Annotated in this window: 20 protein-coding genes; 9 read left to right on the top strand and 11 right to left on the bottom strand. The window is 38.3% G+C overall.

The window, feature by feature from the left end:
- Positions 1-339 precede the first annotated feature (339 nt).
- Genes murB through AB1278_RS05040 form a run of 3 tightly spaced genes read right to left on the bottom strand, consistent with a single transcriptional unit; the run spans position 340 to position 3,059 of the window.
- Entirely contained in the window at positions 340-1,353 is a 1,014-nt protein-coding gene (murB, locus tag AB1278_RS05030; RefSeq protein ID WP_202841215.1) for a UDP-N-acetylmuramate dehydrogenase, read from the bottom strand.
- Between the two features lie 4 nt (positions 1,354-1,357).
- A complete protein-coding gene (locus AB1278_RS05035) occupies positions 1,358-1,843 on the bottom strand; it encodes a hypothetical protein (protein WP_202841214.1) in 486 nt (161 codons plus the stop codon).
- A gap of 10 nt (positions 1,844-1,853) precedes the next feature.
- Positions 1,854-3,059 carry a pyridoxal phosphate-dependent aminotransferase gene (locus AB1278_RS05040; RefSeq protein ID WP_110008033.1) on the bottom strand — a complete coding sequence of 402 codons (1,206 nt, stop codon included), beginning with the start codon at positions 3,057-3,059 and terminating at the stop codon, positions 1,854-1,856.
- Positions 3,060-3,273: 214 nt separating this feature from the next.
- Between AB1278_RS05040 and AB1278_RS05045 the strand changes: the two genes are divergently transcribed.
- From AB1278_RS05045 to AB1278_RS05065, 5 genes are all read left to right on the top strand, one after another.
- Positions 3,274-5,766, top strand: a complete 2,493-nt coding sequence (locus AB1278_RS05045; RefSeq protein ID WP_202841213.1) for a GEVED domain-containing protein — start codon at positions 3,274-3,276, stop codon at positions 5,764-5,766.
- A gap of 307 nt (positions 5,767-6,073) precedes the next feature.
- On the top strand, positions 6,074-7,039 hold the full coding sequence (locus AB1278_RS05050; RefSeq protein ID WP_429812805.1) for a T9SS type A sorting domain-containing protein: 966 nt from the start codon (positions 6,074-6,076) through the stop codon (positions 7,037-7,039).
- Between the two features lie 144 nt (positions 7,040-7,183).
- The gene (locus AB1278_RS05055; RefSeq protein WP_429812808.1) at positions 7,184-8,368 is read left to right on the top strand and encodes a hypothetical protein; all 1,185 of its coding nucleotides are present in this window, start codon (positions 7,184-7,186) and stop codon (positions 8,366-8,368) included.
- A gap of 10 nt (positions 8,369-8,378) precedes the next feature.
- A complete protein-coding gene (locus AB1278_RS05060; RefSeq protein WP_202841208.1) occupies positions 8,379-9,800 on the top strand; it encodes a hypothetical protein in 1,422 nt (473 codons plus the stop codon).
- Positions 9,801-9,824: 24 nt separating this feature from the next.
- Positions 9,825-10,280, top strand: coding sequence for a DUF1801 domain-containing protein (locus AB1278_RS05065; RefSeq protein WP_343641868.1), 456 nt, complete (start codon positions 9,825-9,827; stop codon positions 10,278-10,280).
- Positions 10,281-10,482: 202 nt separating this feature from the next.
- On the opposite strand, the gene AB1278_RS05070 is transcribed toward AB1278_RS05065, so the two are convergent.
- The 4 genes from AB1278_RS05070 to AB1278_RS05085 are packed head-to-tail and all read right to left on the bottom strand — an operon-like array spanning position 10,483 to position 16,436.
- Positions 10,483-11,748 (bottom strand): TolC family protein, encoded by a 1,266-nt coding sequence (locus AB1278_RS05070; protein WP_343641866.1) that lies wholly within the window; start codon positions 11,746-11,748, stop codon positions 10,483-10,485.
- Positions 11,738-14,833: an efflux RND transporter permease subunit gene (locus tag AB1278_RS05075; RefSeq protein WP_343641864.1), complete on the bottom strand. Its 3,096-nt coding sequence runs from the start codon at positions 14,831-14,833 to the stop codon at positions 11,738-11,740. The genes AB1278_RS05070 and AB1278_RS05075 overlap by 11 nt, the downstream gene beginning before the upstream one ends.
- Before the next feature lie 15 nt (positions 14,834-14,848).
- Positions 14,849-15,949 (bottom strand): efflux RND transporter periplasmic adaptor subunit, encoded by a 1,101-nt coding sequence (locus AB1278_RS05080; RefSeq protein ID WP_429812813.1) that lies wholly within the window; start codon positions 15,947-15,949, stop codon positions 14,849-14,851.
- 4 nt (positions 15,950-15,953) lie between these two features.
- Positions 15,954-16,436, bottom strand: a complete 483-nt coding sequence (locus tag AB1278_RS05085; RefSeq protein ID WP_227942839.1) for an MgtC/SapB family protein — start codon at positions 16,434-16,436, stop codon at positions 15,954-15,956.
- A gap of 405 nt (positions 16,437-16,841) precedes the next feature.
- Between AB1278_RS05085 and AB1278_RS05090 the strand changes: the two genes are divergently transcribed.
- Positions 16,842-17,693 carry an EamA family transporter gene (locus AB1278_RS05090; protein WP_429812817.1) on the top strand — a complete coding sequence of 284 codons (852 nt, stop codon included), beginning with the start codon at positions 16,842-16,844 and terminating at the stop codon, positions 17,691-17,693.
- 82 nt (positions 17,694-17,775) lie between these two features.
- Here AB1278_RS05090 and AB1278_RS05095 read toward each other — a convergent pair whose 3' ends face one another.
- Entirely contained in the window at positions 17,776-19,137 is a 1,362-nt protein-coding gene (locus tag AB1278_RS05095) for an ATP-binding protein (protein ID WP_429812820.1), read from the bottom strand.
- Between the two features lie 27 nt (positions 19,138-19,164).
- Complete coding sequence (locus AB1278_RS05100) at positions 19,165-19,869, bottom strand: response regulator transcription factor (protein WP_429812823.1); 705 nt, start codon at positions 19,867-19,869, stop codon at positions 19,165-19,167.
- A gap of 130 nt (positions 19,870-19,999) precedes the next feature.
- Here AB1278_RS05100 and AB1278_RS05105 point away from each other — a divergent pair, with 130 nt between their 5' ends.
- Entirely contained in the window at positions 20,000-20,629 is a 630-nt protein-coding gene (locus AB1278_RS05105) for a YiiX/YebB-like N1pC/P60 family cysteine hydrolase (protein WP_429812826.1), read from the top strand.
- Positions 20,630-20,787: 158 nt separating this feature from the next.
- Complete coding sequence (locus AB1278_RS05110; RefSeq protein ID WP_227942834.1) at positions 20,788-21,099, top strand: NIL domain-containing protein; 312 nt, start codon at positions 20,788-20,790, stop codon at positions 21,097-21,099.
- Positions 21,100-21,483: 384 nt separating this feature from the next.
- Here AB1278_RS05110 and murA read toward each other — a convergent pair whose 3' ends face one another.
- A complete protein-coding gene (murA, locus tag AB1278_RS05115) occupies positions 21,484-22,791 on the bottom strand; it encodes a UDP-N-acetylglucosamine 1-carboxyvinyltransferase (RefSeq protein ID WP_110008022.1) in 1,308 nt (435 codons plus the stop codon).
- Positions 22,791-23,456 (bottom strand): DUF4290 domain-containing protein, encoded by a 666-nt coding sequence (locus AB1278_RS05120; protein WP_202841191.1) that lies wholly within the window; start codon positions 23,454-23,456, stop codon positions 22,791-22,793. The genes murA and AB1278_RS05120 overlap by 1 nt, the downstream gene beginning before the upstream one ends.
- A gap of 188 nt (positions 23,457-23,644) precedes the next feature.
- Here AB1278_RS05120 and AB1278_RS05125 point away from each other — a divergent pair, with 188 nt between their 5' ends.
- Positions 23,645-25,084 carry an alpha-amylase gene (locus AB1278_RS05125; protein ID WP_202841189.1) on the top strand — a complete coding sequence of 480 codons (1,440 nt, stop codon included), beginning with the start codon at positions 23,645-23,647 and terminating at the stop codon, positions 25,082-25,084.
- Positions 25,085-25,091: the final 7 nt, after the last annotated feature.

Here is a 25,091-nt window from a genome sequence, read left to right on the forward strand (position 1 = left end):
AGCTAAAATAATGATTTTCCGGAGACTAGATATGAAATGATTCTGAATTAATTTTTGTTGGGTGAGCGCAAAGGCTTAAAGATTTTGAATAATATGCCGTTTTTAAGACGCGAGAAAATCGAGATTTTCAGCAAGGGTGAGAATGAAATAAGGTTAATCTTTTTGTAGCACAAAGATCGTACAGCATTAAATGTTATCGAAGATAAAATCCTTGCGCCTTAAAATAATAACAAAGAAAAATAAAAGATCCTTGCGACTTTGCGTTCATCCAACAGTTACAGATAATAAGTAATAAAAAAAGACTGAATTCATACAAATCAGCCTTTATATATTTTTAGATTAAATAATATTCACTTCCCGTTCAAGTTCTATCCCAAACTTTTCCTTTACAGAATTAATGATCTCTGTAGAAAAATCAAAAATTTCTTTTCCTGTAGCACTCCCGGTTGCATTGATGATCACCAGAGATTGCAGTTTGTGTGAAGCTGCATTTCCGATTTGTTTTCCTTTCCATCCGCATTGTTCAATCAGCCATCCGGCAGGAACTTTTACCCCATCTCCATTCGGGTAACCCTGAATATTTTCAAATTTTTGTTTTAATGCTTCAAACTGAGCTAAAGGAATGGTTGGGTTCTTGAAAAAACTTCCGGCATTTCCAATTTCTTTAGGATCCGGTAATTTGCTTTGACGGATATTGATCACTGCTTTTGAAACATCCTGAATGGTTGGATTTTCAATGCCAAGATTTTCGAGTTCAGATTGAATTGCTCCATATTCGGTTTTGATATGGTGATCTTTTTGAGTCAGTTTAAAAGTAACTTCCAGAATAACATATCTGCCTTTTCCTTCCTGTTTGAAAATAGAATCCCTGTATCCGAACCTGCATTGTTCGAGATTGAAAGTTCTCAATTCAAGATTCTCCAGGTCCAATACATCACAGCTTACAAAAATATCTTTAATTTCTGTTCCGTAAGCTCCGATATTCTGCATCGGAGAAGTTCCAACATTTCCCGGAATTAAAGAAAGATTTTCAAGTCCTCCATAATTTTTTTGCAGGCAGTACATTACAAATTCATGCCAGTTTTCACCTGCTTTTGCGGTTACCCATACCTCATTTTCATTGATGATTTCTTCGAAAATACCTCTTAAATTAAGTCTGATAGCAAGACCATCGAAATCTTTGGTAAGAAGAATATTGCTTCCGCCTCCCAGGAACAGAAGCTGAAGATTTTGGTTTTTCGCGAAAATAAGTGCCTCTTTTAATTCATCAATAGTATTAACTTCCGTAAAATAACGGGCTTTGGCTTCAACACCAAATGTGTTGTAAGGTCGTAGTGAAAAATTTTCCTGCATGTTTTTATTGGTATTCTTTGGGGAGAATTTTGTTTAGTTGTTCTTTAAGTTGCTGTAATTGCTTGTAATGTAAAGTATCTGCATAAGCATTCACATAGATATGTGATTTTTTGGGAGTCCGGATCTGGAAGGTTTCATCTGTTCCGTCTACAGACTGTTGGCTTGGAGAACTTTTGATATGATCAAGATCTACAATATTGATTGTTGATACCAGCTTTTTCCAGGTTTCGGAATTCATAGCAGATACCCATGATTTATGGGTTTGATTGGCTGTCATCCCTTGTTCTGCAAAAACAGAATCTTTTGTGGCCTTCACAATTCTGTAGTTTCCCAGATGTCCTCCGATGTCGGATACGCTGATGAATGTAATCTCATGTGGATTTTTTTGAGAAACAGATGGCTCTGTCTTTTTGGAATCACAGGAAAAAAATGCCGACAGCAAAAGGATCGAAAACAGGATTTTCAGATGGAGTTTTTTTGTTGTCGGCATCAATATATTTTTACAGACTGAATTCTTCTCTGTACTTCTTTAAAGCTTCTTTAAGAATTTCAGCACTTCTTTTTAAATCTTCTTCTTTCAGTACGTAGGCAATTCTTACCTGTTTCTTACCTAATTCAGGATCGCTGTAGAATCCTCCTGCAGGCGCCACCATGATGGTTTCGTTATTAAGAGAATATTTTTCAAGTAGCCACTGGGCAAATTTTTCAGTATCGTCTACCGGAAGTTCTGCAACACAGTAGAAAGCTCCTCTTGGTTTAGGGCAGATCACACCAGGAATAGCGTTTAAAAGATCTACCAGTACATTTCTTCTGTGGGTATATTCTTCTCTTACTGCTCTGATGTAGGGGCCGTCGTTCTGGTGTGCTGCCGTTGCTGCAATCTGTCCTAAAAGAACCGGGCTTAATCTTGCCTGTGCAAAAAGCATCGCCGCATTACGGATCTTGTTGGAACGTGTCACCATACATCCGATTCTTACTCCACACATAGAGTAACGCTTGGATTCAGAGTCAATAATGATACAGTTTTCAGCTAATTCAGGGAAATCGAGCATTGAGATCTGCTGCTTTCCATCGTATACGTATTCTCTGTATACTTCATCAGAAATGATGACGATATCATATTTCAAAGCGATTTCTGCCAGTTTCTGAAGTTCCTCACGGGTATAAAGATATCCGGTAGGGTTACCAGGGTTACAGATGATGATCGCTCTTGTTTTTTCTGTAATTTTTTTCTCAAATTCTTCAACAGGCGGCAAAGCAAAACCAGTATCAATTGTAGAAGGTACAGCTACTACATTCACATCAAATGTGCTGGTGAACCCATTGTAGTTGGCATAGTAAGGTTCTGGGATAATGACTTCATCACCTTCATCACATAGAGTAGAGATCGCAAAGTTAAGTGCTTCAGAACCTCCGTTGGTAACAATGAAGTTATCAGGAGTAAGATCTGAGAAGCCTAATGAATGATAATATTCAGTAAGGGCCTTTCTGTATTCTATATTACCTTCAGAAAGAGCATATTCCAATACTTTTAAATCGATGTTCTTTAAAGCATTTAAAGCTGTTTCCGGAGTTTCAATATCAGGCTGTCCGATATTAAGGTGGTATACTTTTATTCCTTTTTGTTTTGCTTGTAACGCAAAAGGAACCAGTTTTCTTACCGGCGATGGCGGCATATGCAGTGCTCTGTTTGAAATATTCGGCATTGTTCAAAAAATTTGTATGACAAAAATAGGATTTAATTTCTCAATAATAAAATTAAGAATCAATAAGAAGATGTTTCATACGTTTTATGTTGTCTTTAAAATTTGATTGTTTAATATTAAATTTTCATGTATTTAAAATAAACTTTATGATTATGTTAAAAATAATATTTTCGTGTTATTATTTTTCTTAAATTTCGCCTCAAATGTGATTAAAATGGTAATAAATTTATTTTCTAGAGTAATACCTGCTATTGCTCTGTTTTCGGCCACGGCTATGATGGCTCAGAATTATCAAACCATGCCCATTTCCTCAGGCTTTACAGCTGATGTGATTGCTAATGGCATCGGTTCTTCCACAATTACTACAAACAATGACGTAGATGGAGTTTCTTATGCTTTTGTAGCTAAAGATTTTCAGTTAACCTCCACAAGTGCAGCTATTACCTATGGTATTCCTGTTGATGGGGTTATTAATTCTGTAGTGGGAACTACTCCGGGGCTGAGTTTTCAACTGGCCGGTCTGAGTGCGAACAACTCTTTAAGACTGGCTGCAATTAATGATAACGGAACCCTGGCATTTACATCACCGAAAGCTGCAACCAAATTGTACATGCTTGCTGTAAGTGGAAGTGGTACTTCTACGGTAAATGTAGTGGTGAATTTTACCGATGGCAGTTCGCAGACGTTTTCAGGTATCAGTCTTGCTGACTGGTATAATGGACCTAGTTTTGCCATCCAGGGAATAGGAAGGATTAAAAAGCCCGGGGCTACTCCCGGTGCCAGTGATGATATCCCCTCTCCTGAGGGCGGAACCAATCCAAGATTATATCAGGCTGAACTGGCAATAGATGCTGCGAACCAGGCAAAACTAATACAGAGCGTAACGGTAACCAAAGCAAGCGGTTCAGGTATACCGAATATTTTTGCTTTTTCGGCAGATGCCTATTCGGATTGTATGCCTCCTGTATTGCAGGCCGTTTCCGGAATCACAGCCAATTCTGCTTTAGTCTCATGGACAGGCAGTGCTGCCAGTTATGATGTGTACCACAGTACTTCCAGCACAATACCGGCAAGTACGGTAACACCTACTTATCAGGGAGTAACAGGAACAAGTACAACAATAGGAAGTCTTAATTCCAATACAACCTATTATTATTGGGTGAGATCCAACTGTAATACTGTAACGGGACAGAGTGTATGGTCTTTTGCAGGAACATTTAAAACGGCATGTTCTACTTTCACGGTTCCTTATACAGAAAACTTTGATACGACAAGTACAGGTTCAAGCACCAATACCAATGCTCCAAGCTGCTGGGCATACCTGGAAACTCCTTCATTTTCGGGTTATGGCTATGTATCAACCTCCAATAGTTATTCAGCACCTAATTCTTACTACATGAATAACTCGAGTGGGACTACAGGCAGTCAGATGTTGGTTGCACCTCCAGCGGTAAACCTTTCAGACGGGACCAAACGTGTAAGATTCTATGCAAAAGCCGGAGGTAGTAATTATACTTTATTGGTGGGAACACTATCGAACCCTGCGGATCCTGCATCCTTTACACAGATAGGAGCTCCTATTTCCCTTACAACTACGCATGCACAATATACAGTGAATATTCCTGCGGGTTCTGATTTGCAACTGGCATTTAAACACGGTTTAGGAGGTTCTTCACGTTCTATTTATATTGATAATATTACCGTTCAGGATATTCCTTCCTGCCTTGAGCCGACTGCAGTTGCGGTATCCAATCTTACAGTGAACTCTGCAACAATTGGCTGGACTGCTCCTCTTTCGGTTCCTTCAAATGGATACGAAGTATACTACAGTACAACGAATACTGCACCTGATGCATCTACTGTCTTGAACGCTTCCAATTCTGTAACTTCTGCTACGACTTCTGCACCATTAAGTTCATTATCTTCTGATACCAATTATTATGTATGGGTAAGATCTGTATGCAGTGCTGCTGATAAAAGTATCTGGAGTGAGGTGCTTACATTCAGAACAGGGTATTGCTTACCTTCATCTACTTCTCAGAATTCATGGCTTTCTGACTTCAGTTCTACAGGAGGACTTGTAGATATGGCTTATTCATCCGGTTCAAGTGTTGCAGGCGGATATCAGAATTTAACAACAACCAGTAACAAAATAATCAATGCTCCGGGATCCAGTACTTCCGTATCTTTTACGGCCGGTGGTCCTACATGTGGAATTGGGGTTTGGGTAGACTGGAATAATAATTTAACTTTTGAAGCTTCAGAAAGAATGTTTGTAACCAATACTTATGTTACAAGTACGTCGGGATCTATCACAGTCCCTGCAGGAACACCTCTTGGATCTTATAGAATGAGAGTGGTGACTGATTATAACAGTACAGCCCCTTCAAACCCTTGTTCTGCTATTTCAAGAGGAGAATTTATTGATTTTAACTTTGAAGTAGCTACCTCTTTATCCACTTCAGAAACAAATCTGAAGAAAAAAGATGTGAATGTATATCCTAATCCTTTTAAAGATGTGCTTCATGTTGCAGATATCAAAAATGTAAAATCTGTAACTGTTACAGATGTAGCGGGAAGAGTAGTGAAAACTATTGACAATCCAACTAATGAACTTCAGTTAGGGGAATTGAATGCCGGTTTATACTTAGTGACGATGAACTTTAAGGATGGTTCAAAATCAACGGTAAAAGCCATTAAAAAATAAAATTTTTTGAGTTAATAATTTCTGTAGGCAGCTGCATTCGTGCGGCTGCCTTTTTGTGATCAGTTTAACTTGCTTTTTTTTAATATTCCGATTTTTAAGTGATAGATTATTTCTTTATTTAGAGATTTATTGTTGAGAATAAGTAAATAATATTCATTACTTATTTTTTTTGGTGTTAATAATTTTAGTTTTTTTGCAGCTATTTTTTAGAATTTAAGTCGATATGTTATTTATTGTTTTGGGAAATAGCTTTTTAAGTATTGGTTTTTTATTTTTGGATTAGATTCAACATAAAAAACATCTCATTATGAAAAAAAAACTATTTTTAGAAAAGCTTTCATGTATTGCTTTATTTTCTACCGTTGCCATGCAGGCTCAGAATTATCAAACCATGCCGGTTTCCTCAGGCTTTACCGCTGATGTAATAGCTAATGGTATCGGATCTGCTTCTGATTCTGTTACCAATGATATTGATGGGCAAGGTTATGCTTTTGTTGCAACAGATTTTCAAGCTGTGAGTTCTGATCCGCCGCTAACTTTTGGTGTACCTGCTAATGGTATTCTCAATTCTGTAGTAGCCTCGACTCCCGGATTAAGTTATCAGTTGGGAGCTCTGAATTCCAATAATTCGCTGAGGCTGGAAAGTACCGGGGAATATGGAACACTTGAATTTGTGACTCCATCAACAGCTTTAAAATTATATATGCTTGCTACAAGCGGAAGTGGCGGCGCTATTGTAACGGCTACTGTGACATTCACCGATAATACTTCTCAGATATTTTCCAATATAAGTATTGCTGACTGGTATGGCGGAGCCAATTATGCGGTTCAGGGGCTGGGAAGGGTTGTTGTGGGTAATGATGATCTAGAACCTGATAGTTCTAATCCCAGAATATATCAGTTTGCATTGAATATTGATACGGCGAACCAATCTAAACCTGTAAAAAGTGTAACCCTGACAAAAAGCGGAGGTAATGGTATTGTGAATCTTTTTGCCTTTTCTGCAGAAAAAAATACACAACTCAGTACCGCTGAAGTAAATGGTCTTAAAAAAGGAGATATTTATCCGAATCCTTTTAAAGATGCACTTCATATTAATAATGTAAAAAATGTTAGGGCTATAACAGTTACAGATGTAGCGGGAAGAGTAGTGAAAACTGTTGACAATCCCACTGCCGAACTTCAGTTGGGGGAATTGAATGCCGGTTTATACTTGCTGACGATAGACTTTAAAGATGGTTCAAAATCAACAGTAAAAGCCTTAAAAAAATAATAATTTTTGAGTCAATAATTTCTGTAGGCAGCTGCACTCGTGCGGTTGCCTTTTTTGTGACCAGTTTTGATAATAACTGGACAAAATATTATCAGAAAATGTCCATAAAATTATTATACATTTGCACCGAAAACTATAATATCCATGAATAAATTTAAACTGCTTTTTTTAATACCATTATTTTATTCCGAATTTTCCCAGGCTCAGCGAATTGATAAAGAAATAATCAGTTTCCAGCTTTTAAAAGAGCCGGTTTTTCCTACGGAACTTTCCAACAGAAATTATACGATTACGGTAAAGTCTCCCTACAATATTACAAAAGATGATGTCATCAGAATTTCAAAAGAAGACCACCAGAAAAAGGTAGATAATTACCAGACTAATGTTGAAAATGCCAAGTATGAGCATCAGGAAAGATTAAAAGACTATGATGCTGAAGTAAAAAAACTTCAGGAAAAATACAAACTTGAATCTGCAGAATACAGCAAATTGTCAGCTGTTGAAAAAATTGCAGCAACCAATGGAGCTCCTGTACTGAGGCTTCCTTCAAGACCTATCCTTAATATTCCTCCAATGCCGGTGTACCAGCAGCCTGATCTGAGGGATGCTTTAATTGTAGATAACAAAATTCTGGCTTCTCAAATTGATGTGACTGGTTTTTCAAAAGGTGGAAATTATCTTGATATTGTCATTGAAATGGAAAGAACAAATTTTCAGGACAATCAGGGGAAAACTTTTGCCAACCAGCCTACAAAAATCACAGCGAAGCAAGGCGGTACAGTAAAGCTCGATAAAACCTACTTCTCAGATTTTGCAGAAATAGCAAGCGTTCCGACTAATGAAATTAATCTGAATGCTCAGGAAAAAAGATTCCTGCAAAGAACGATTGACCGTACAAGAAATATTATCAATGAAAATTTTGGGTATCAGACCATCAATTCTACCGTGACCTTGGCAACTGTGAAGAACAAAGGAGAGTATGATGATCTGGAGAAAGCGTATATCTATGTGACCACCAATCTGAAAAAACTTCAGGCAAAATCGGATTATGCACCGAACAAAATTGCCATGGAGAATATGCAGAAAGGAATTGATCTCTGGAAAACAGCTTTAACAAAAGTAAATTACAACGATAAGAAAGCAGTTTACAATCAGAAGATCGGAGAATACCTTTATTTTAACCTGATCAGATTGAATATTGCTTTAGGAAACTATCAGGAAGCAGAGAAATATTTAAATGAGTTACAGGAGCATTTAGTGGATATTAAACTATCCTACGATGCTAATCTTGAACTGAAAAGATTGGAAGAAAAAATTTATAATAACTAAAGAAAACGATATGATTAAACAGATTATTGCTTCGGCATTAATTACCGCTTCTGTGTACTCTTTTGCACAGTCGAAAGTAACAGAAGGAACAAAATTCACAGTGGATGCCAATCTTGAAACGGATGATAAACTGGTACTGGCAGATGACTACAATTCTTATATGTTCAGTGCTATTAATATTGACGGATTGATGAGAAATGTTTTTCCTCACAAGAAATTACTGATGAGAAAACTGGATCAGAACGGAAGTCTTGTGGATACTTATGTGAAAGATTATGCTAACAAAACGAATGGTGTTCTTCACAATTATCTGGGGTCACAACAGATTGATGATGATAAATTTATAGCATTTACGGAAGAGTATTTCGGAAAAGAAAACAGAAAAGAAGTTTTCCAGCATGTTTTCAGCAGAAAAGAAGGTACTTTTACAACAAAGAGTATTGCAAAATACAGCATCGAGTCTACCAACAAATCAGGAACTACTTATGTCCTTTTCTCAGAAAACGGGAAATATGCAGCCATCTTCAATGACAGATATGCGAATAAAAAGACAGATAATGTCAATGATGTGCTGGTAATGGATTTGAGAACACTTTCTCCGGTCTGGAACAAAGAAATAACATTGAGTAATGATTATGTTGAAAAGTCTTTGACATTAACTAACTCGGCGAAAATCGTTCTATTACGTAAAGCAACAGGCTGGAAGGAAGCTTACAAGCTGGAACTGGTTTCCAATACGGAAGATAAAGACCTTCCGTTCGATGATAAATATATTCCTGAAAAATTATATGCATTCAGTAAAAATGATAATGATTACCTGGTAACTTTTGGAAGAAAAAATGCAGCGGTTACCATTGGAGCAAGTACTTTTGGAACGGTAATGTACTATGATATGAAGTCTGGGAAAGCAGTCATCAGCAATACCAATCTGGCTGGAAGCAAAGACATGAGTGATGTGAAAGTCATCAAAACGATTGTAAAAGGGGATGAAACTTTAATGGCTGTTCAGCAGGAGACGGTGACAAGACCGATGCCTACAGCAATGAACCGTTTCCCTGATCCTGTATATTCTCTGGATGCGGGAATGCTGATCAAATTTAATAAAGAAGGTGAAGTAAAGCAATTCGTAGCAGCAGGAACTTCTACCGGAAAAAGAATTCATGTGGTTGAAGCAGGAGATAAACTTTATATTTCCGCTTTCTATCCTAAAGGAGCATTTGGTAATACAGGATTTTCTATGAAAGTTTTTGACTTCGCCAATCTGAAACCTCAGGAAGTAAGCCTCGATTATAAAGGTAGAAATTTCTTCCAGAACTACGGTTTTGCAGATGGAAATATGATTCAGTACGTTCCGAATGTCAACAAAATGATGTTCCTTCAAAAGAGCAGCAAGGAGGTTCAGATGTTCAGTGTGTACAATTTTATAAAATAATCGTATTTTAGAAAAAATTATCACATGCAGATTCAGTCGGTTTCTATAGAAGATTATATCTCAAAAATTCCTGAAGAAAGACAGGAAGCTTTTAAAAAACTATTTGATACGGTGAACGACAACCTTCCGAAAGGTTTTGAAGACGCTTCAAATTATGGGATGATAGGCTGGGTAGTTCCTTTGACAACCTATCCTGCCGGATATCATTGTGCACCCGGGACACCGTTGCCTTTTATCAACCTTGCTTCCCAGAAGAATTTTATAGCTTTGTATCATATGGGACTATATTCCATGCCGGAACTTCTGGATTGGTTCGTAGGAGAATATCCCAAATATTCGAAGAAAAAGCTGGATATGGGTAAATCCTGTGTCCGCTTCAAAAAAACAGAAGATATTCCTTTTGAACTGATTGCCGAGCTGAGTCAGAAAATGACGCCTGATGACTGGATCGGAATTTATGAATCACAGTATAAGAAATAAAAAGAGCCCTGAAATCTATTTGATTTCAGGGCTCTTTTTTATGCTGGAAGCTGGAGGACGGGAGTAGGAAGTTATATTTGTGTTTAAAAACTATCAGTTGTTATTCCTTGATGAGCAATCTGAATATTAAAAAGTTAATTAAATGATGTGTATTTATTCATCGACATCCAGAAACTTCCATCCTCCAGCTTCCCTCTTCCAGCTAAAAATGAATATCCCAGATTCCTGCTTTTCTTTCAAGCTCAATCAGAGCGGCTGCATTATCTGCAAGAGCCTCATAATAATCTTTTCGAACGCTGTTATAGGTTCTCTGGGCATTCAATACTTCAAGGATAGAGCTTTCTCCTCTTTTGTAGCTGTAAGTGATTCCTTCAAGAATACTTTTCGCCTCAGAAAGCATTCCGTTATGAAATTGTCTGAGCTGTTTCTGAGTGGCAGTGTACTGTTGATAAGCCTGCATTACCTCAGCTTTTATTTCCTGTTCGATCTGTTTATACTCAACTTCTGCCTGCGAATGGGCCATTTCTGCTATTTTCAATCCGGCATTTCTTCTGTTGGAAAATTTTAAAGGAATACTAATACCCATTTTGACAGCATTTACAGAGGGAGAAGGGGCAATTTCATTCGTTGCTTCGGTATGCCGTTCTGCTCCGGCACTAATGCCCAAATCTATGATGCGATTAGCTTTTTCAAGGCTGATCTGGCTTTTGGTTACTTCTGTATTTTGTTTCGCAGCCAATAAATCTGCTCTTTCATTTAAAGCCTGAAGAATCAGATCATCAATATTAAAATCTCGGTTGAAAGCATTAAAATCTCCGGCAATATCTCTGCCTGTAATTTTGCCATCTCCCAGAAATACAGATAAACCGGTGAGAGCCTGCTGCTCTGCACTTTCAGCCTGATATACTTCATTGAGCAAAGAAGCTGCTTCCAGCTTACTCTGTTTGGAAGTGACCCATGTTATCGTTCCCAATTGGTAGCGGATACTGTCGGATTTTGCCAATTGCTGCATGTTTTGATAAGAATCCTGCTGTACTTCAAGCAAAGCCTTGGATTTTAAAGCCTCAATATATCCTAAACTGGCATCTGCACGAAGATTCCTGAAAAAATCCTGCAATTGTATTTTGCTCAGCTCCGATTGATTTCTTGCCAGATTTACCCTGGCCTTTCTTTTACCACCCAATTCAAGTGTCCAGCCAAGTGAGGTACCATACACATAACCCATACTTTGTCTTACTCCGTTATTGGTGGTTTCCATTTCCAGCTCAGGATCAGGAAACATATTAGCGGTCTGAATAGCTGCTTCGGACATGCTTACATTGTATTTTTGAGAAGCATAGCCTAAATTTTTATTTCCTACAAGACTCAGGTATTCTTCAAAGGGTAAAAGTTCTTTTTCCTGTGCCTTCATCCCTGTAATGCTGAGCAATACGATAGATAATATGATAAAACGAACTCTAATTTTCATCTGATTCTAAATTTTGTTTTTTGTTTCGGCGTTCAGCCATAAAATAAATAGCCGGAAGCACGAATAAGGTTAAAATGGTAGAAAACATCAGCCCGTAAACAATTACTGTTGCCAGTGGGCGCTGTACATCAGAACCGATGCCTGTGGCCAGCGATGCCGGAAATAATCCGATGACAGCAACCGTCGCGGTCATCAGTACAGGTCTGAAACGGTCTTTTGCCCCTTTGATGGCAGCCTCTTTCAGTTCATATCCCTTTTTACGCAAATCATTGATATGAGAGATCATGATCACTCCATTCTGGATGGCCACTCCAAAGAGAGCGATAAATCCTACTGCAGAAGATACATTCAGAGACATTCCGCGGATATTGAGAGCCAGCATTCCCCCAAATAAAGCCAGCGGAACGATAGACATCAGTACCAAAGCCTGCCTGAAATCTCCAAAGGCACCATACAGCAGCAGAAACATAATAGCTAATGCCAGCGGAACAATAAATGCCAGCCTTGAATATGCCCTGTTTTGATTTTCAAACTGTCCGCCCCATTTGATCTGGTATTTCTCATGATCGTATTGGATATCTTTTTCAATTGTATCCTGTGCTTTTTTCAGAAAAGAAGAAAGATCGGTGCCCCTTAAATTCAGTTTTACCGTAAGATGTCGTTTATTCATTTCTCGGGTAATGGTGCTTTCTCCGGTACTTAATTTCACTTCTGCTACCTGTGATAAAGGGATTTTGGCTCCAGAAGCTGAAGTCAGCATCAGATTTCCGATTTTATCCGGAGTATCGCGGCTGTCTTCTGTGTAACGGCATGAAATATCATATACTTTATTGCCGATAAAGATCTGGGAGATGGCTTTTCCTCCCAATGCCACTTCAATAAGGTCGGCCACATCTGCTACATTCAGTCCGTACTGAGCAATTTTATCTCTGTTGGCAATAATCTGCAGTTGAGGTAGCGGTGGCTCCTGATCAATGGCAAGGTCTGCCGAACCCGGAATTGTATGTAAAGTAGACAATACATTTTCTGCAATTCGCCTGGTTTCCTTAAAATCTTCTCCATATACTTTTACCACGAGCTCACTGTGCGCTCCGGAGATTTTGTCCATAACTCCATCAATCATAGGTTGTGAAAATCCGACGGTGAATCCCGGCATGTCCTTATAATCTGCAGCAAGTTCTTTGATGAGGTCTGCTTTTGTTTTTCCCGAAGGCCATTCGCTGTAAGGTTTTATTCCGACTGATACTTCAAAGTGGGAAGCGGTCCATGGGTCGGTACCATCATCATTACGTCCTGCCTGAACCATCATATACGTAATTTCAGGATGTTTCAGCGTGCGGGCACGTAAGGTATCACTCATTTCTTTTGATTGGGCTAAAGAAATTCCGGGTGGAAGCTGTACCTGCAGCCATATAGAGCCTTCATCCAGTTCAGGTAAGAAATCTTTTCCCACATGCCAGGAGAGAATTCCGGCAGATACCAAAACAATCATAATGGGAATGAGAACTCTTTTAGGAGTCTGCATTATTTTTTCAATGCTTTTTCCATAGGCTGTACTTAATTTCTCCAGCCATTTATTGTGATAAATCTTTTGTGGTTTTCTATAGATCACATACGCTAATCCCGGGATCAGAAGTAATGCTACAGCAAGAGCTCCCAACAGAGCATATCCAACAGTAAAAGCCATAGGGGTGAATAATTTTTTTTCAACTCTTTCAAAAGCGAACAGAGGTAGATAAGCGGTAATGATGATGATCGTGGAAAAGAAAATAGGTTTTGCCACTTCAATCACTCGTTGGATAATTGTTTTTTCTTCCAGTGTGTCTTCAGAATTTTCTTCTCTTTTCTTGAGAATGGTTTCCAGCATGACGATGGCTCCGTCTACAATGATTCCAAAATCAATCGCTCCCAGTGAAAGAAGATTAGCCGGAATATTGGTGAAATGCATTAGTATAAAAGCGAATAATAAAGAAAGCGGAATGGTAATCGCTACCAGTAATGCTCCCCGCCAGCTTCCCAGAAATACAATCAGTACAATAATAACCAGTACAATTCCTTCGGTAAGGGTATGAGAAACTGTGGTAAGCGTTGTTTTTACAAGATCTGTTCTGTCCAGAAAAGGGTGGATCTTTACTCCGGGTGGAAGTGTTTCGTTATTCAGTTCTTCAATCGCTTCATGCACACCTTCCAGTACCTCGGAAGGATTTTGTCCTCTTAGCAATAGTACAATTCCTTCCACGCTTTCAGAATAATCCCGTTTTCGGTCTGTGTAGCTAAGGACTCCTTTTCTTTCAAGGTTTCCGTATTTCAGTGTTCCAACATCATTCAGGAAAACAGGAACCCCATTCTGGGTTTTCACTACAATTTTTCCCAGATCATCCAGGTCTTTTACCAAACCAATTCCGCGGATTACATACGCAAGGTTTCCACGGGGAAGCATACTTCCTCCGGCACTGACATTGTTTTTGGATATTGTTTCGGTAACTTCTGACAGGGATAAACCGTACTGTTCAAGCTTATGCGGATTCAGCTCAATCTGGAACTGGGTGGTCATTCCTCCGAAATTGGTGACATCAGCAATTCCTGAAACCTGTTTGATTCGGGGAATAATGACAAATTTCTGTAAATCTGTCAATTCCCGCAGACTGTGGCTTTTACTTTCAATAATGTAACGATACACTTCGCCGATGGGAGAGGTAAGGGGATCTAATCCGGGCTGTGCCCCATAAGGAAGCTCCACATCCGTCAGTCTTTCCTGAATACGCTGCCTTGCCCAGTAATCATCTATACCATCATCAAATACTATCGTAATAATGGAAAGCCCAAAGGTACTTTTGCTTCGCATCACATGCATTCCGGGAAGTCCGTTCAAAGATCTTTCCAAAGGAATGGTAATTTGCTGTTCTACTTCTTCGGCGGCCAGGCCCGGAACCTGCGTTACCACCTGGGAAGTGACATCGGCAATATCAGGATAGGCTTCTATGGATAATCTGGTCCAGGAATAGTATCCGAAGAATCCCAGTAAAAGGAAGAGGGCAAGCATCAGCCATCTCTTCTGTATAGAGATTGTCAATAATTTCTTCATAGTTTTTCATTTACATTATTTTGTATCAGGCATATAAATTCCGCCTTCGGTCATGATGGTTTCTCCGGGTTTTAATCCCGATATGATTCTTACAGTTTTTTCATCGGTTTCTCCCGTTGTCACAGAACGTCTGGTAAATTGGCTTTTTCCTGTTTTTATCCATACATATTGTGAACTGTCCTCCTGCATTAAGGCCGTTACAGGAATCATCACCGTCTTTTCAGGGGTTGTTGAGAAGTTTACGGTGGCGTACATTCCCGGTTTTAATTTTCTGTCCGGATTATCACATTCGATAAGAACTTTGATACTTCGGGTATCTTCATCCACCATTTCATTGATGTGATATACTTTTCCGGTAATATTTCTGTCGGGATAGGCACTTACCTTTACAGAAACCTGGTCGCCAATGTTGACAAAACGGATATCTTTTTCCTTTACATCACCGGAAATCCAGACCTTTGATAATTCTGCAATGATTACTACAGGATCTGCATCTCCCTTCAGGTATTGCCCGTTGACAATTTTGTTGGAAATAATTTCTCCGCCAATGGGAGCCCTTACAACAAGCGGACTTCCTATGCCTCCTCCTTTGCTGTTATAAACCTTCAAGGCAGAAGAGGCATTGGAAAGGGATGTTTTTTTATTTTTAAAATCAGTTTCCGCTTCGTCCAGCTCTTTCTGTACTCCGACTCCATGTTTAACGAGATCCTGCTGACGTCTGTAATTTTTTTCTGACAGCTGTACATCATTTAAAGCATCCGTATAATCTTTCTGAACTGAAAAATAATCTGATGAGAGGATTTCAAAAAGTGGATTTCCGGCAGAAACATTCTGTCCAAGCTGAATAAAAGATTTTGTAATTCTTCCGGAAAAAGGACTGGCAATTTCCGCGTAGTGATTGGGAATTGCCTGGATTGTTCCCGCTGAAATTACACCATCACTGTGTTCCTGTTTGGTTACCATCTGTGTTTTAATTTTTTTGAAAACCGGATGGGTTTCCGGAATGGTGATCTGGTTACCTTTTGTTATGATTTCCGGTTCTCTGCTTTGCTGAGGTGCATTGTCTTTACAAGAGACTGCAAAGAGAATAATACTACTTAAGATTATTTTTTTCATGATCTTAATACAATTGAGTGCTGTTGCTGATTTTTACTTTTTCTTTATTATTTTTCCTGGTACTGAACCATTTTTTGCTTCTGGCTTCTTTCTGTGAGGATAGAGTAGGCCTCAGGAATATATTGGTAGATACAATGAAGAGAACTGTGATAAAGGCTTCCAGAGGATATCCCAAAGCGCATAATGCGCCTATGGCTGCTGAACACCATAATGTGGCTGCTGTATTTAATCCTCTTACGGTGAGGCCGTCTTTCATGATAACACCGCCGCCAAGGAAACCTATTCCACTGACGATGTAAGAAGTGATTCGGCCGGCTGCATCGCCGCCAATTCTGATGGCAATCAGTACGAATGCCGCAGAACCGATACATACCAGAGTGTTGGTGCGGAGACCTGCATTTTTTTTGCGCCACTGTCTTTCGAAGCCAATACCGGCTCCCAAACAAAATGCGGTAAGGAGACGAAGGGTAAATTCGAATGTATTCATAACTTTTCCTGTTTTTGTAAGCTTTTCAGCTGTACGGGAAAAGTGAGTACAACTAAAGCTTTTAAGATTGATAATTACTGTAAGGATCTGAGTCCATATTGCTTTATTTTTTACTGTGCAAAAGTAAAACTGACTGCCCTTTTTTGCCGTTAGAAAAGCTTTAGAATGTGATTAGAAAATCATTAGAGAAAGTTCCTTCCTGTTTTTTTGATGATTCTGCAGGAAACAGTTGTTTATTATATCCTTTTAATATGTGTAAACTGTACCCATGATAAGCGATAAAATTTCAATACATTTGGAGGCTGATTTTTTGTAGGATGAATTTGACAATTTATCCTATAAAATAAGCGCTTGTTTAATCCCGGAGACTTCTTTCCATTATCTTTTGAATTATATATTGTAGAAATGAAAAAATCAAACTTAGCAATACCGGCTACGCTTTTAGCGATTATCTGTGTGCAGGGAGGAGCCTCCATTGCAAAACAGCTTTTTCCTGTAATCGGAGCTATTGGTACGGTTACTTTAAGAATTGTACTTTCTGCTGTTTTGCTTACTTTGATTAACCGTCCTAAGTTTTTACAATTTAACAGCCAGAAATGGAAATACTGTGCAATCTATGGAGTTGGATTGGCTGCAATGAATCTTATTTTCTATATGGCGATTCAAAGGATTCCGCTGGGATTGGCTGTTACTGTGGAATTTGCCGGGCCATTATTTCTCGCATTGGCATTGTCCCGTAAACTCTTGGATGTCGTGTGGGCATTACTGGCCTGTGTGGGAATTCTGTTAATTGTTCCGTGGAAAAATGATCATGTCGATTTGTTAGGACTTGGATTGGCCTTTCTGGCAGGGATGTTCTGGGCCCTGTATATTGTAATGGGTGGAAAGGTCTCCAAAATAATGGATGGAAAAGATGCGGTTACCACCGGGATGATATTTGCCAGCCTTGTCATTATTCCTTTTACCATCTGGGATGGAGCAGTTTTCAATCTTACTCCTTCTATTTTTATAAAAGGACTTGGTGTGGCTGTTCTTTCGAGTGCTTTGCCCTTTTCACTGGAAATGATGGCTCTGAAAAAGCTTCCTGCAAAGACTTTCAGTATTCTGATGAGTCTGGAACCGGCATTTGCAGGACTTTCAGGATTGGTTTTTCTTGCTGAGGAATTATCTTTTTTGCAATGGATTTCTATTGCCTGTGTAATTACAGCGAGTATAGGAACGACCGTTTTCAATAAAAAATCTCTTTCTCATGATTGATGAAATTTTTTTAACCATTAAGTAAATGAAGGTTGTAAGGAAAGTTAAGATTCAAATACATTTGAATGAAGTTTCTGATCAATTACTGGGTGATAAACTCTACCTTAAAAGTAGTTTTATTCTGTTCTGATACAACTTTGATTTTTGCATTGTGAAGGTGAATAATTTTCTCAGTGAGAAATAATCCTATTCCATGACCTTTTTCAAGTTTGGAGTTTTCGCTTCTGTAAAAAGGTTCGAAAATATGCTGTAAATCTTTTTCATGAATACTATTTCCGGTATTGGTAAAACTGATTGTAAGAATTTTTGAATCCATACTTACATCAATCTGGCAGGTATGTTCCGGAGAATATTTACAGGCATTGTCGATAAGATTGTTGAAGGCCACCTGAAGAAGATATTCATTTCCCTGAATGATTAGCTGGTGTTCTTCTATCGAATCTTCTATGTTCAGAGAAACTTTATATCCTGAATTTTCTTTGGTGATTTTGGTATAAGATTCCAAAAGAACTTCGTCAAGACGTACCTCAGAAAAACTGATCTCATTGGGATCATAGCTTGCTTTGGCGAGATCCATTAAGCTATTGGACAGTTTTACCATATTCCGGGCATCATCCAGCGCGAATTGAATGGTTTCCTGATATTCTTCCCTGGTTTTATCTTTTACAGAAGCCAGTTCCAGCTCGGTGATGATGGCTGATAAAGGCGTTCTCAGTTCGTGTGAAATATTGGATACAAAATGTTTTTGCGAATCAAAGGAATTTTCAAGCCGTTCCAGCATTCCATTGAAGTTTTCAGCAAGCTCATTAAGTTCGTCTTTTTCTTTGGTTGTTTTCAGGCGTAATTGTAATTTCCCGGCGGTTATTTTTTTTATCTGAATAACCATGTCCGTCAGCGGACTCAATGCTTTTTTAGAAAGAAATATTCCGGCCAGATAGATCAAGATCAGAATAATGAAAAACGAGATAATACTGATGGTAAGAAGATGTGTAAGATAATCATATCCGTACTGATCATAAGCTGCCGCAGTTACCGCATACGTTTTTCCTTCATACTGATACACGATTCCGATGACCTGCAGATCATTGAGAAAGAAATTAATTTTCTTTTTTTGAAATATCTGAGAAAGCATTTCCGGAGTTTCCTTTACATAATCTACTTTGGCGTCATCATGATAAACCAGCTCCTTATTACTGTCATAAATCGCTACCTGAACTTCGTTAAGCGTTCTGGTATTATTTTTATAAAGCTTGTGCATTTCCTGCTCGGGGAGTGAGCTTCGGAAAAATAAATCGGCCTTGGCAATCGCTTCATTTTGAAGTTCGCTGTAAAAAGATTGCTCTCTGGCTTCTTTGGATGAATAATAGATCGAAATGCTGTAAATACCTAAAAGCATTGCAGTGATTAAGGTGAAAAGCAGCGTTAGTCGGGTTCTTATTTTCATCCGGATATTTTTAGTTTATCTTAATGCTTACTGTACAGTGCCTGTTTCGTAGTCTTTTTTCAGAATAAATCCCATACCGGCTTTGGTATGGATCAGTTTGGTTTCAAAATCTTTATCTATTTTTTTCCGGAGATAATTGATATAGACATCAATAAAGTTGGTCCCCGTATCAAAATGGGTTTCCCACACTTTTTCCGCAATTTCACTTCTGGAAAGCACTCTTTCTGAATTTTCCATCATGAATTTTAAGAGATTAAATTCTTTCGGGGTCAATTTTATAGGCGTATGATCACGGCTCACGGTTTTTTGTTCCAGATTCATTTCAATACCTTCATATGTAAGAACAGAAATCTTTTGGTGGGGCTGTTGTGAAAATCTTTTCAGAAGTACTTTAATCCTTGCCACCAGTTCACGCATTTCAAAAGGTTTGGTGAGATAATCATCAGCTCCGGCATCAAATCCTTCCAGCTTATCATCCGTAGTTCCCAGTGCAGTAAGCATCATAACAGGAAGATTGGGTTTTAAAGCTTTGATTTCATTACAGAATTCAAGACCATCTTTTTTGGGTAATACAATATCTGTCACTACCAGATCAAAATGGGTCTGTAAAGCCAGCTTCAGACCGGTATTTCCATCATAAGCTGCAGTGACTTCAAACTCTGCTTCCTGAAATCCCTTTGTAATCAATTTTGAAAGTCTGTCGTCGTCTTCAATTAATAAAATATGGGGCATAAAATTCCTGAAGTGTTTGGGTTGGGGTGAAGAATAGATCAATATTCCCACAAATGTAATGAATTCTATTTTGTAATTTTGGTTCCGAAAATATAATCGAATGTTTGAATTTAGATTAAAAAAGAGGTCTGTGGCTGGACTTTTATACGGTCTGATGTTATTATTGGTACAGTGTAATAATAATGTTTCGGTAAGTACTATAGATCTCAAAAACGGAGACCTGCTTTTTGTAACTGCAAAAGAAACAGGGCTTTCCGGAGCGATTAATAATGTAACTCAAAAACAAAAAACAGCTTCATTTGATCATATAGGAATTCTGCAAAAAGAGGGCCTCAAAATGTTTGTTCTGCATGCTGCACCAAAAGGCGGTTCTCAGAGACAAGCTTTAAAAGACTTTATTAAAGATCAGAAAGAAGAAGGTCAGGATGTGATTGTTTACCGGTTAAAACCGGAATTTCGGAAAGCAATTCCTGAAGCGGTTAAAAAAGCGAATTCCATGCTGGGAAAACCTTACAATTTCAATTATATCCTTGATGAAAATTCCTATTATTGTTCAGATTTTGTGGAAAGAGCTTTTCGGGACGAACATATTTTCAAACTGGAGCCGATGACGTTTATTGATCCCAAAACAGGAAAAACGAATACATTCTGGGAAGAATTTTATACTAAGAAAAATCTCAAAGTCCCTGAAGGAGAGCCAGGTTGTAACCCAAACGGATTGGCTGGTTCTGATAAATTGGAAAGAATAGGGAACTATTAAAACGTACGAGAAGCTCAACAGGCTTCTTTTTTATGTTAAATTTTTAAAAATATTAGTCTACTAATTTGGTAGACTAATATTTTTTTATATTTTTGTCACAGATTTAAAAGCAAAAGTGTCATATGATCTGACAGAGTTTAACCCAAAAATGTTTAGCAATGATTACACCTAATCCCGGCCTGCAGGTTTTACAAAATAAAATTAACCTGCCTAAAAAAGAATTGTTATTGGAAATAGAGTTGAATGGCAAAATGAAATTTGAACATTTGATGAATACGATCTACAATCAATTTGGCATTTATCATAGAGTGTTATCTGCTAACGTAGAGTATGTGAACGGGTACAGTTTCGGTTCAGTACAGTTATATATTAATGTCAATTCAGAAGATTTTCAGCAGCTTGAAGTGTATCTGAATAAAAATAAACTTATCAATACGACGGTAGAATATACCTGCAGAACATATTTTTAAGTGAGATTCATATAGTTTTAATTACTCAAAGCGTCCGGTTTTACCGGGCGCTTTTTATTTTACATGAAAAGTAGATTAAAAAGATCAACCATTAACCGGGACAAAATTCCCCTCGTCCGGAGGGGTGTCAAAAATTCAAAGAATTTTTGACGGGGTGGTAAAACAAAAAACGCTCAGAATATTCTGAACGTTTTTAAATAAAATTCTTGGCTTATCCCTTTAGTTAATATTAATACTCGGGATTAATAATTAACAAAGGTTTTCTTATTGATAACCCTTCGACAAGCTCAGGGTGAAAGCCCTAATACCAACCGAAATTTTTAAGCGTTGTCAGGCTGAGCCTGTCGAAGCCATTATTTAAAGGATTAGCTCAATAAAATAATTTTAGATTCTTTCAATGTCAGCACCAATAGCTCTCAGTCTTCCATCAATATTTTCATATCCTCTGTCGATCTGCTCAATATTGTGGATAATAGATTTTCCTTCCGCAGAAAGTGCTGCAATAAGAAGGGCATTTCCGGCTCTGATATCCGGGGAAACCATTGTTGTCCCTCTTAACGGAGCTTCCTGGTTCAATCCGATTACCGTAGCTCTGTGCGGATCACATAAAATGATCTGAGCACCCATATCAATTAATTTATCCACAAAGAATAATCTGGATTCAAACATTTTCTGATGAACCAGAATACTTCCTTTGGCCTGAGTAGCCACTACTAAAATAATAGATAATAAATCAGGCGTAAATCCAGGCCATGGCGCATCCGAAATCGTAAGGATAGAACCGTCAATAAATTTCTGGATTTTATAATGCTCCTGTGCCGGAATATAGATATCATCACCGCTTTGTTCAAGCTGAATTCCCAGTTTTCTGAAGGTATTCGGAATTACCCCAAGCTGGTTCCAGTTTACATTTTTGATGGTAATTTCAGATTTTGTCATGGCTGCAAGACCAATCCATGAGCCGATCTCTACCATATCCGGAAGCATGGTGTGCTCAGTACCTCTCAGATATTCAACCCCTTCAATAGTAAGAAGGTTGGATCCGATTCCTGAGATATTGGCTCCCATTCTGTTCAGCATTTTACATAATTGCTGAAGATAAGGTTCGCAGGCAGCATTGTAGATTCTTGTTTTTCCTTTAGCCAATGCGGCTGCCATTACAATATTGGCCGTTCCGGTTACAGAAGCTTCTTCCAATAGGATGAATTTTCCTCTCAGTTCCTTAGCTTTTAAAGAATAGAAATATTCCTCTTCATCATAATTGAATTCAGCACCTAATTCAACAAGTCCCTGAAAGTGAGTATCCAATCTTCTTCTCCCGATTTTGTCACCTCCGGGAGTAGGCATATAAGCCTCTCCATAACGGGCAAGCATTGGTCCCATCAGCATAATGGATCCGCGAAGTTTGGCTCCGTCTTTTTTAAACTCGTTAGATTTAATATAATCAAAATTAACCTGATCTGCTTTGAAAGTATAATCTCCCTGTCCATTTTTGGTAATTTTTACTCCAAAATCCCCAAGAATTTCAATCAGTCGGTTCACATCATGGATATCAGGAATATTTTTGATTCTTACTTCTTCGTCTGTCAGAAGAACAGCACATAAAATTTGTAGAGCCTCATTTTTGGCTCCTTGTGGAGTTATTTCACCCTGCAGTCTTTTTCCTCCTCTTATTTGAAATGTTCCACTCATTATTTTCTGTTTTTATGATTGTTATTATGCCTTCTTTTGTTGGGCTGGTTATTATTTTTATTGTTGCTGTTGTTCCTGTTGTTGTTATTATTGTTCCTGTTGTTATTATTGCTGGTGTAATAGATTTTACTCTTTTCAAGAGAATCTATTCCGGTAAGATCCAGCCTGTTTTCAGACAGTTCTTTCAGGTGGCGGAAAATAACATCATCCGTCACATGTTCTTTATTATAGACATTATAAGACTTCTTCATATTGTTGGCAATCACCTCGATAAGGGCTTCTTTTTCATCACCTGTTTCCAGTTCGATTGCTTTTTCTATCAATTGAAGAATACTTTTTCCGTAGAACTTAAAGTCACCTTGAAGTTTTGGGTATTCCATTCTTTTAGGTTTTTCCGCCAGCTGTTCCATTGTAGGGAACGGATAAGGAGAATCTACATCCAGATCATAATTGGCAAGAATAAAAAGATGGTCCCAAAGTTTATGTTTATAATTTTCCTCGTCGCGAAGTTGCGGGTTTCTCTGACCCATAAAATCGATGATTGCCATAGCCATTTCATTCCTTTCGTCTTTGGAAGGAAGTTCTTTGCAGCGCTCAACCAACTGTTGTATAATTCTGCCATATTCCGGCATATGAAGCTGAGTTTTTTGGGTGTTGTATTCCATAGTATGCAAATATATGCATTAAAAGAAAAATTGTCTCGGGAATCTGAAAAATTTATGATTTTTTAATGAAAAAAATTGAATGCCTTTCATCTTGATTTATTAGGTGAAATGAAAATATTTCCCGTTTATTTGATTTTGTTTTTAATAAAATTGTATCTTGTTTAATAGATTGATAATTAATTACAGCGATGAAAAAAACAAACTTTTTCCTTTCACTACTGGCTTTAGCATTAATAAGCTCATGCCGTACAAGTGATGAATTAATGACAGAACCTACCAAGCAGGAAGAGGTTCATAACAAAACAGTGAATGTGACCCATCATGATGGCCGGCCTTTCAGTACAGGAAGCGGTTCAGGTTCCACACAAAGTAAATTCGTAGCCGGACCGGGTGGCGGAGTTCTTATGCAGGGCTTTTACTGGGATGTTCCGGAAGGTGGTAACTGGTGGAATACCGTTAAAGACAAAATAACAGCGTGGTCCAATGCCGGAATTGGTGCGGTATGGCTGCCGCCGGCATCAAAAGCACAGAACGGTGCATATTCTATGGGATACGATCCTACAGATTATTATGATTTTGGAAATTTTAATCAGAATGGAAGCACAGAAACCCGTTTCGGATCCAGAGCCGAACTGGAAGCATTGATTACGAAAGCGCATGCTGAAAACATGCAGGTGTATGCAGACATTGTAATCAATCACAACAGTGGCGGGCAGTCTGAAGCCAATCCTTTTACAGGAACTAATACCTGGACCAATTTTTCTGGTGTGGCTTCCGGAAAATTCCAGAGAAACTATAATGACTTTTACAAAAATGCTTACGGGAATAATGATGAAGGGGCTTTTGGTGGCTTTCCGGATTTGTGCCACGCGAATCCTCATGTGCAGGACTGGCTTTGGGGAAGAGATGATTCCGTAGCAAAATATTATAAAAATGTGATGAAATTTGATGGCTGGAGGTTTGATTACGTTAAGGGGTTCGGACCATGGGTTGTTAACACCTGGAATTCTAACGTAGGTGGATTTTCTGTCGGGGAATTATGGGATTCAAATGTCAACACATTGGAATGGTGGGCCAATAATGCCAACAGTTCCGTATTTGATTTTGCGGCCTATTATAAAATGGATGAAGCCTTTGATAATGGTAATTTAAATGCTTTGAATGATGATATGATGTGGAAAAGAAATCCATACAAAGCAGTCACCTTTGTTGCCAATCATGATACCGATATCATCTACAATAAAATGCCGGCATATGCCTATATCTTAACCCATGAAGGTTATCCTACCATTTTTTACAGAGATTATGAAGAATGGTTAAATAAGGAACGACTGAACAATCTGATCTGGATTCACAATAACAAAGCCACCGGAACAACTTCCATTCTCTACACCGATAATGATGAATATATTGCAAGACGTAACGGTTATAATGGTAATCCGGGACTTGTAGTTTACATCAATACGTCTTCAAACTGGCAGGAAAGATGGATAGAAACCAACTGGAGCAGCCAGCAGATCAAAGATTTTACAGGGAACTCAAGCTGGTACCCAACAACTCAGGGAGATAAATGGGTGAAAATCCAGTGTCCGCCGAATTCTTATTCTGTGTGGTCACTGAATTTATGAGTAATGA

This window comes from Chryseobacterium sp. NRRL B-14798 (assembly GCF_050470705.1).
GTDB lineage: Bacteria > Bacteroidota > Bacteroidia > Flavobacteriales > Weeksellaceae > Chryseobacterium > Chryseobacterium cupriresistens.

What these genes read in the sequence shown, in the direction of transcription:
- AB1278_RS05060 (WP_202841208.1), top strand. Translation starts at nt 8,379, where the DNA reads ATGATTAAACAGATTATTGCTTCGGCATTAATTACCGCTTCTGTGTAC.
- murA (WP_110008022.1), bottom strand. Translation starts at nt 22,791, where the DNA reads ATGAGTGGAACATTTCAAATAAGAGGAGGAAAAAGACTGCAGGGTGAA.
- AB1278_RS05055 (WP_429812808.1), top strand. Translation starts at nt 7,184, where the DNA reads ATGAATAAATTTAAACTGCTTTTTTTAATACCATTATTTTATTCCGAA.
- AB1278_RS05065 (WP_343641868.1), top strand. Translation starts at nt 9,825, where the DNA reads ATGCAGATTCAGTCGGTTTCTATAGAAGATTATATCTCAAAAATTCCT.
- AB1278_RS05045 (WP_202841213.1), top strand. Translation starts at nt 3,274, where the DNA reads ATGGTAATAAATTTATTTTCTAGAGTAATACCTGCTATTGCTCTGTTT.
- AB1278_RS05125 (WP_202841189.1), top strand. Translation starts at nt 23,645, where the DNA reads ATGAAAAAAACAAACTTTTTCCTTTCACTACTGGCTTTAGCATTAATA.
- murB (WP_202841215.1), bottom strand. Translation starts at nt 1,353, where the DNA reads ATGCAGGAAAATTTTTCACTACGACCTTACAACACATTTGGTGTTGAA.
- AB1278_RS05040 (WP_110008033.1), bottom strand. Translation starts at nt 3,059, where the DNA reads ATGCCGAATATTTCAAACAGAGCACTGCATATGCCGCCATCGCCGGTA.
- AB1278_RS05035 (WP_202841214.1), bottom strand. Translation starts at nt 1,843, where the DNA reads ATGCCGACAACAAAAAAACTCCATCTGAAAATCCTGTTTTCGATCCTT.
- AB1278_RS05070 (WP_343641866.1), bottom strand. Translation starts at nt 11,748, where the DNA reads ATGAAAATTAGAGTTCGTTTTATCATATTATCTATCGTATTGCTCAGC.
- AB1278_RS05080 (WP_429812813.1), bottom strand. Translation starts at nt 15,949, where the DNA reads ATGAAAAAAATAATCTTAAGTAGTATTATTCTCTTTGCAGTCTCTTGT.
- AB1278_RS05090 (WP_429812817.1), top strand. Translation starts at nt 16,842, where the DNA reads ATGAAAAAATCAAACTTAGCAATACCGGCTACGCTTTTAGCGATTATC.
- AB1278_RS05085 (WP_227942839.1), bottom strand. Translation starts at nt 16,436, where the DNA reads ATGAATACATTCGAATTTACCCTTCGTCTCCTTACCGCATTTTGTTTG.
- AB1278_RS05120 (WP_202841191.1), bottom strand. Translation starts at nt 23,456, where the DNA reads ATGGAATACAACACCCAAAAAACTCAGCTTCATATGCCGGAATATGGC.
- AB1278_RS05095 (WP_429812820.1), bottom strand. Translation starts at nt 19,137, where the DNA reads ATGAAAATAAGAACCCGACTAACGCTGCTTTTCACCTTAATCACTGCA.
- AB1278_RS05110 (WP_227942834.1), top strand. Translation starts at nt 20,788, where the DNA reads ATGATTACACCTAATCCCGGCCTGCAGGTTTTACAAAATAAAATTAAC.
- AB1278_RS05100 (WP_429812823.1), bottom strand. Translation starts at nt 19,869, where the DNA reads ATGCCCCATATTTTATTAATTGAAGACGACGACAGACTTTCAAAATTG.
- AB1278_RS05075 (WP_343641864.1), bottom strand. Translation starts at nt 14,833, where the DNA reads ATGAAGAAATTATTGACAATCTCTATACAGAAGAGATGGCTGATGCTT.
- AB1278_RS05050 (WP_429812805.1), top strand. Translation starts at nt 6,074, where the DNA reads ATGAAAAAAAAACTATTTTTAGAAAAGCTTTCATGTATTGCTTTATTT.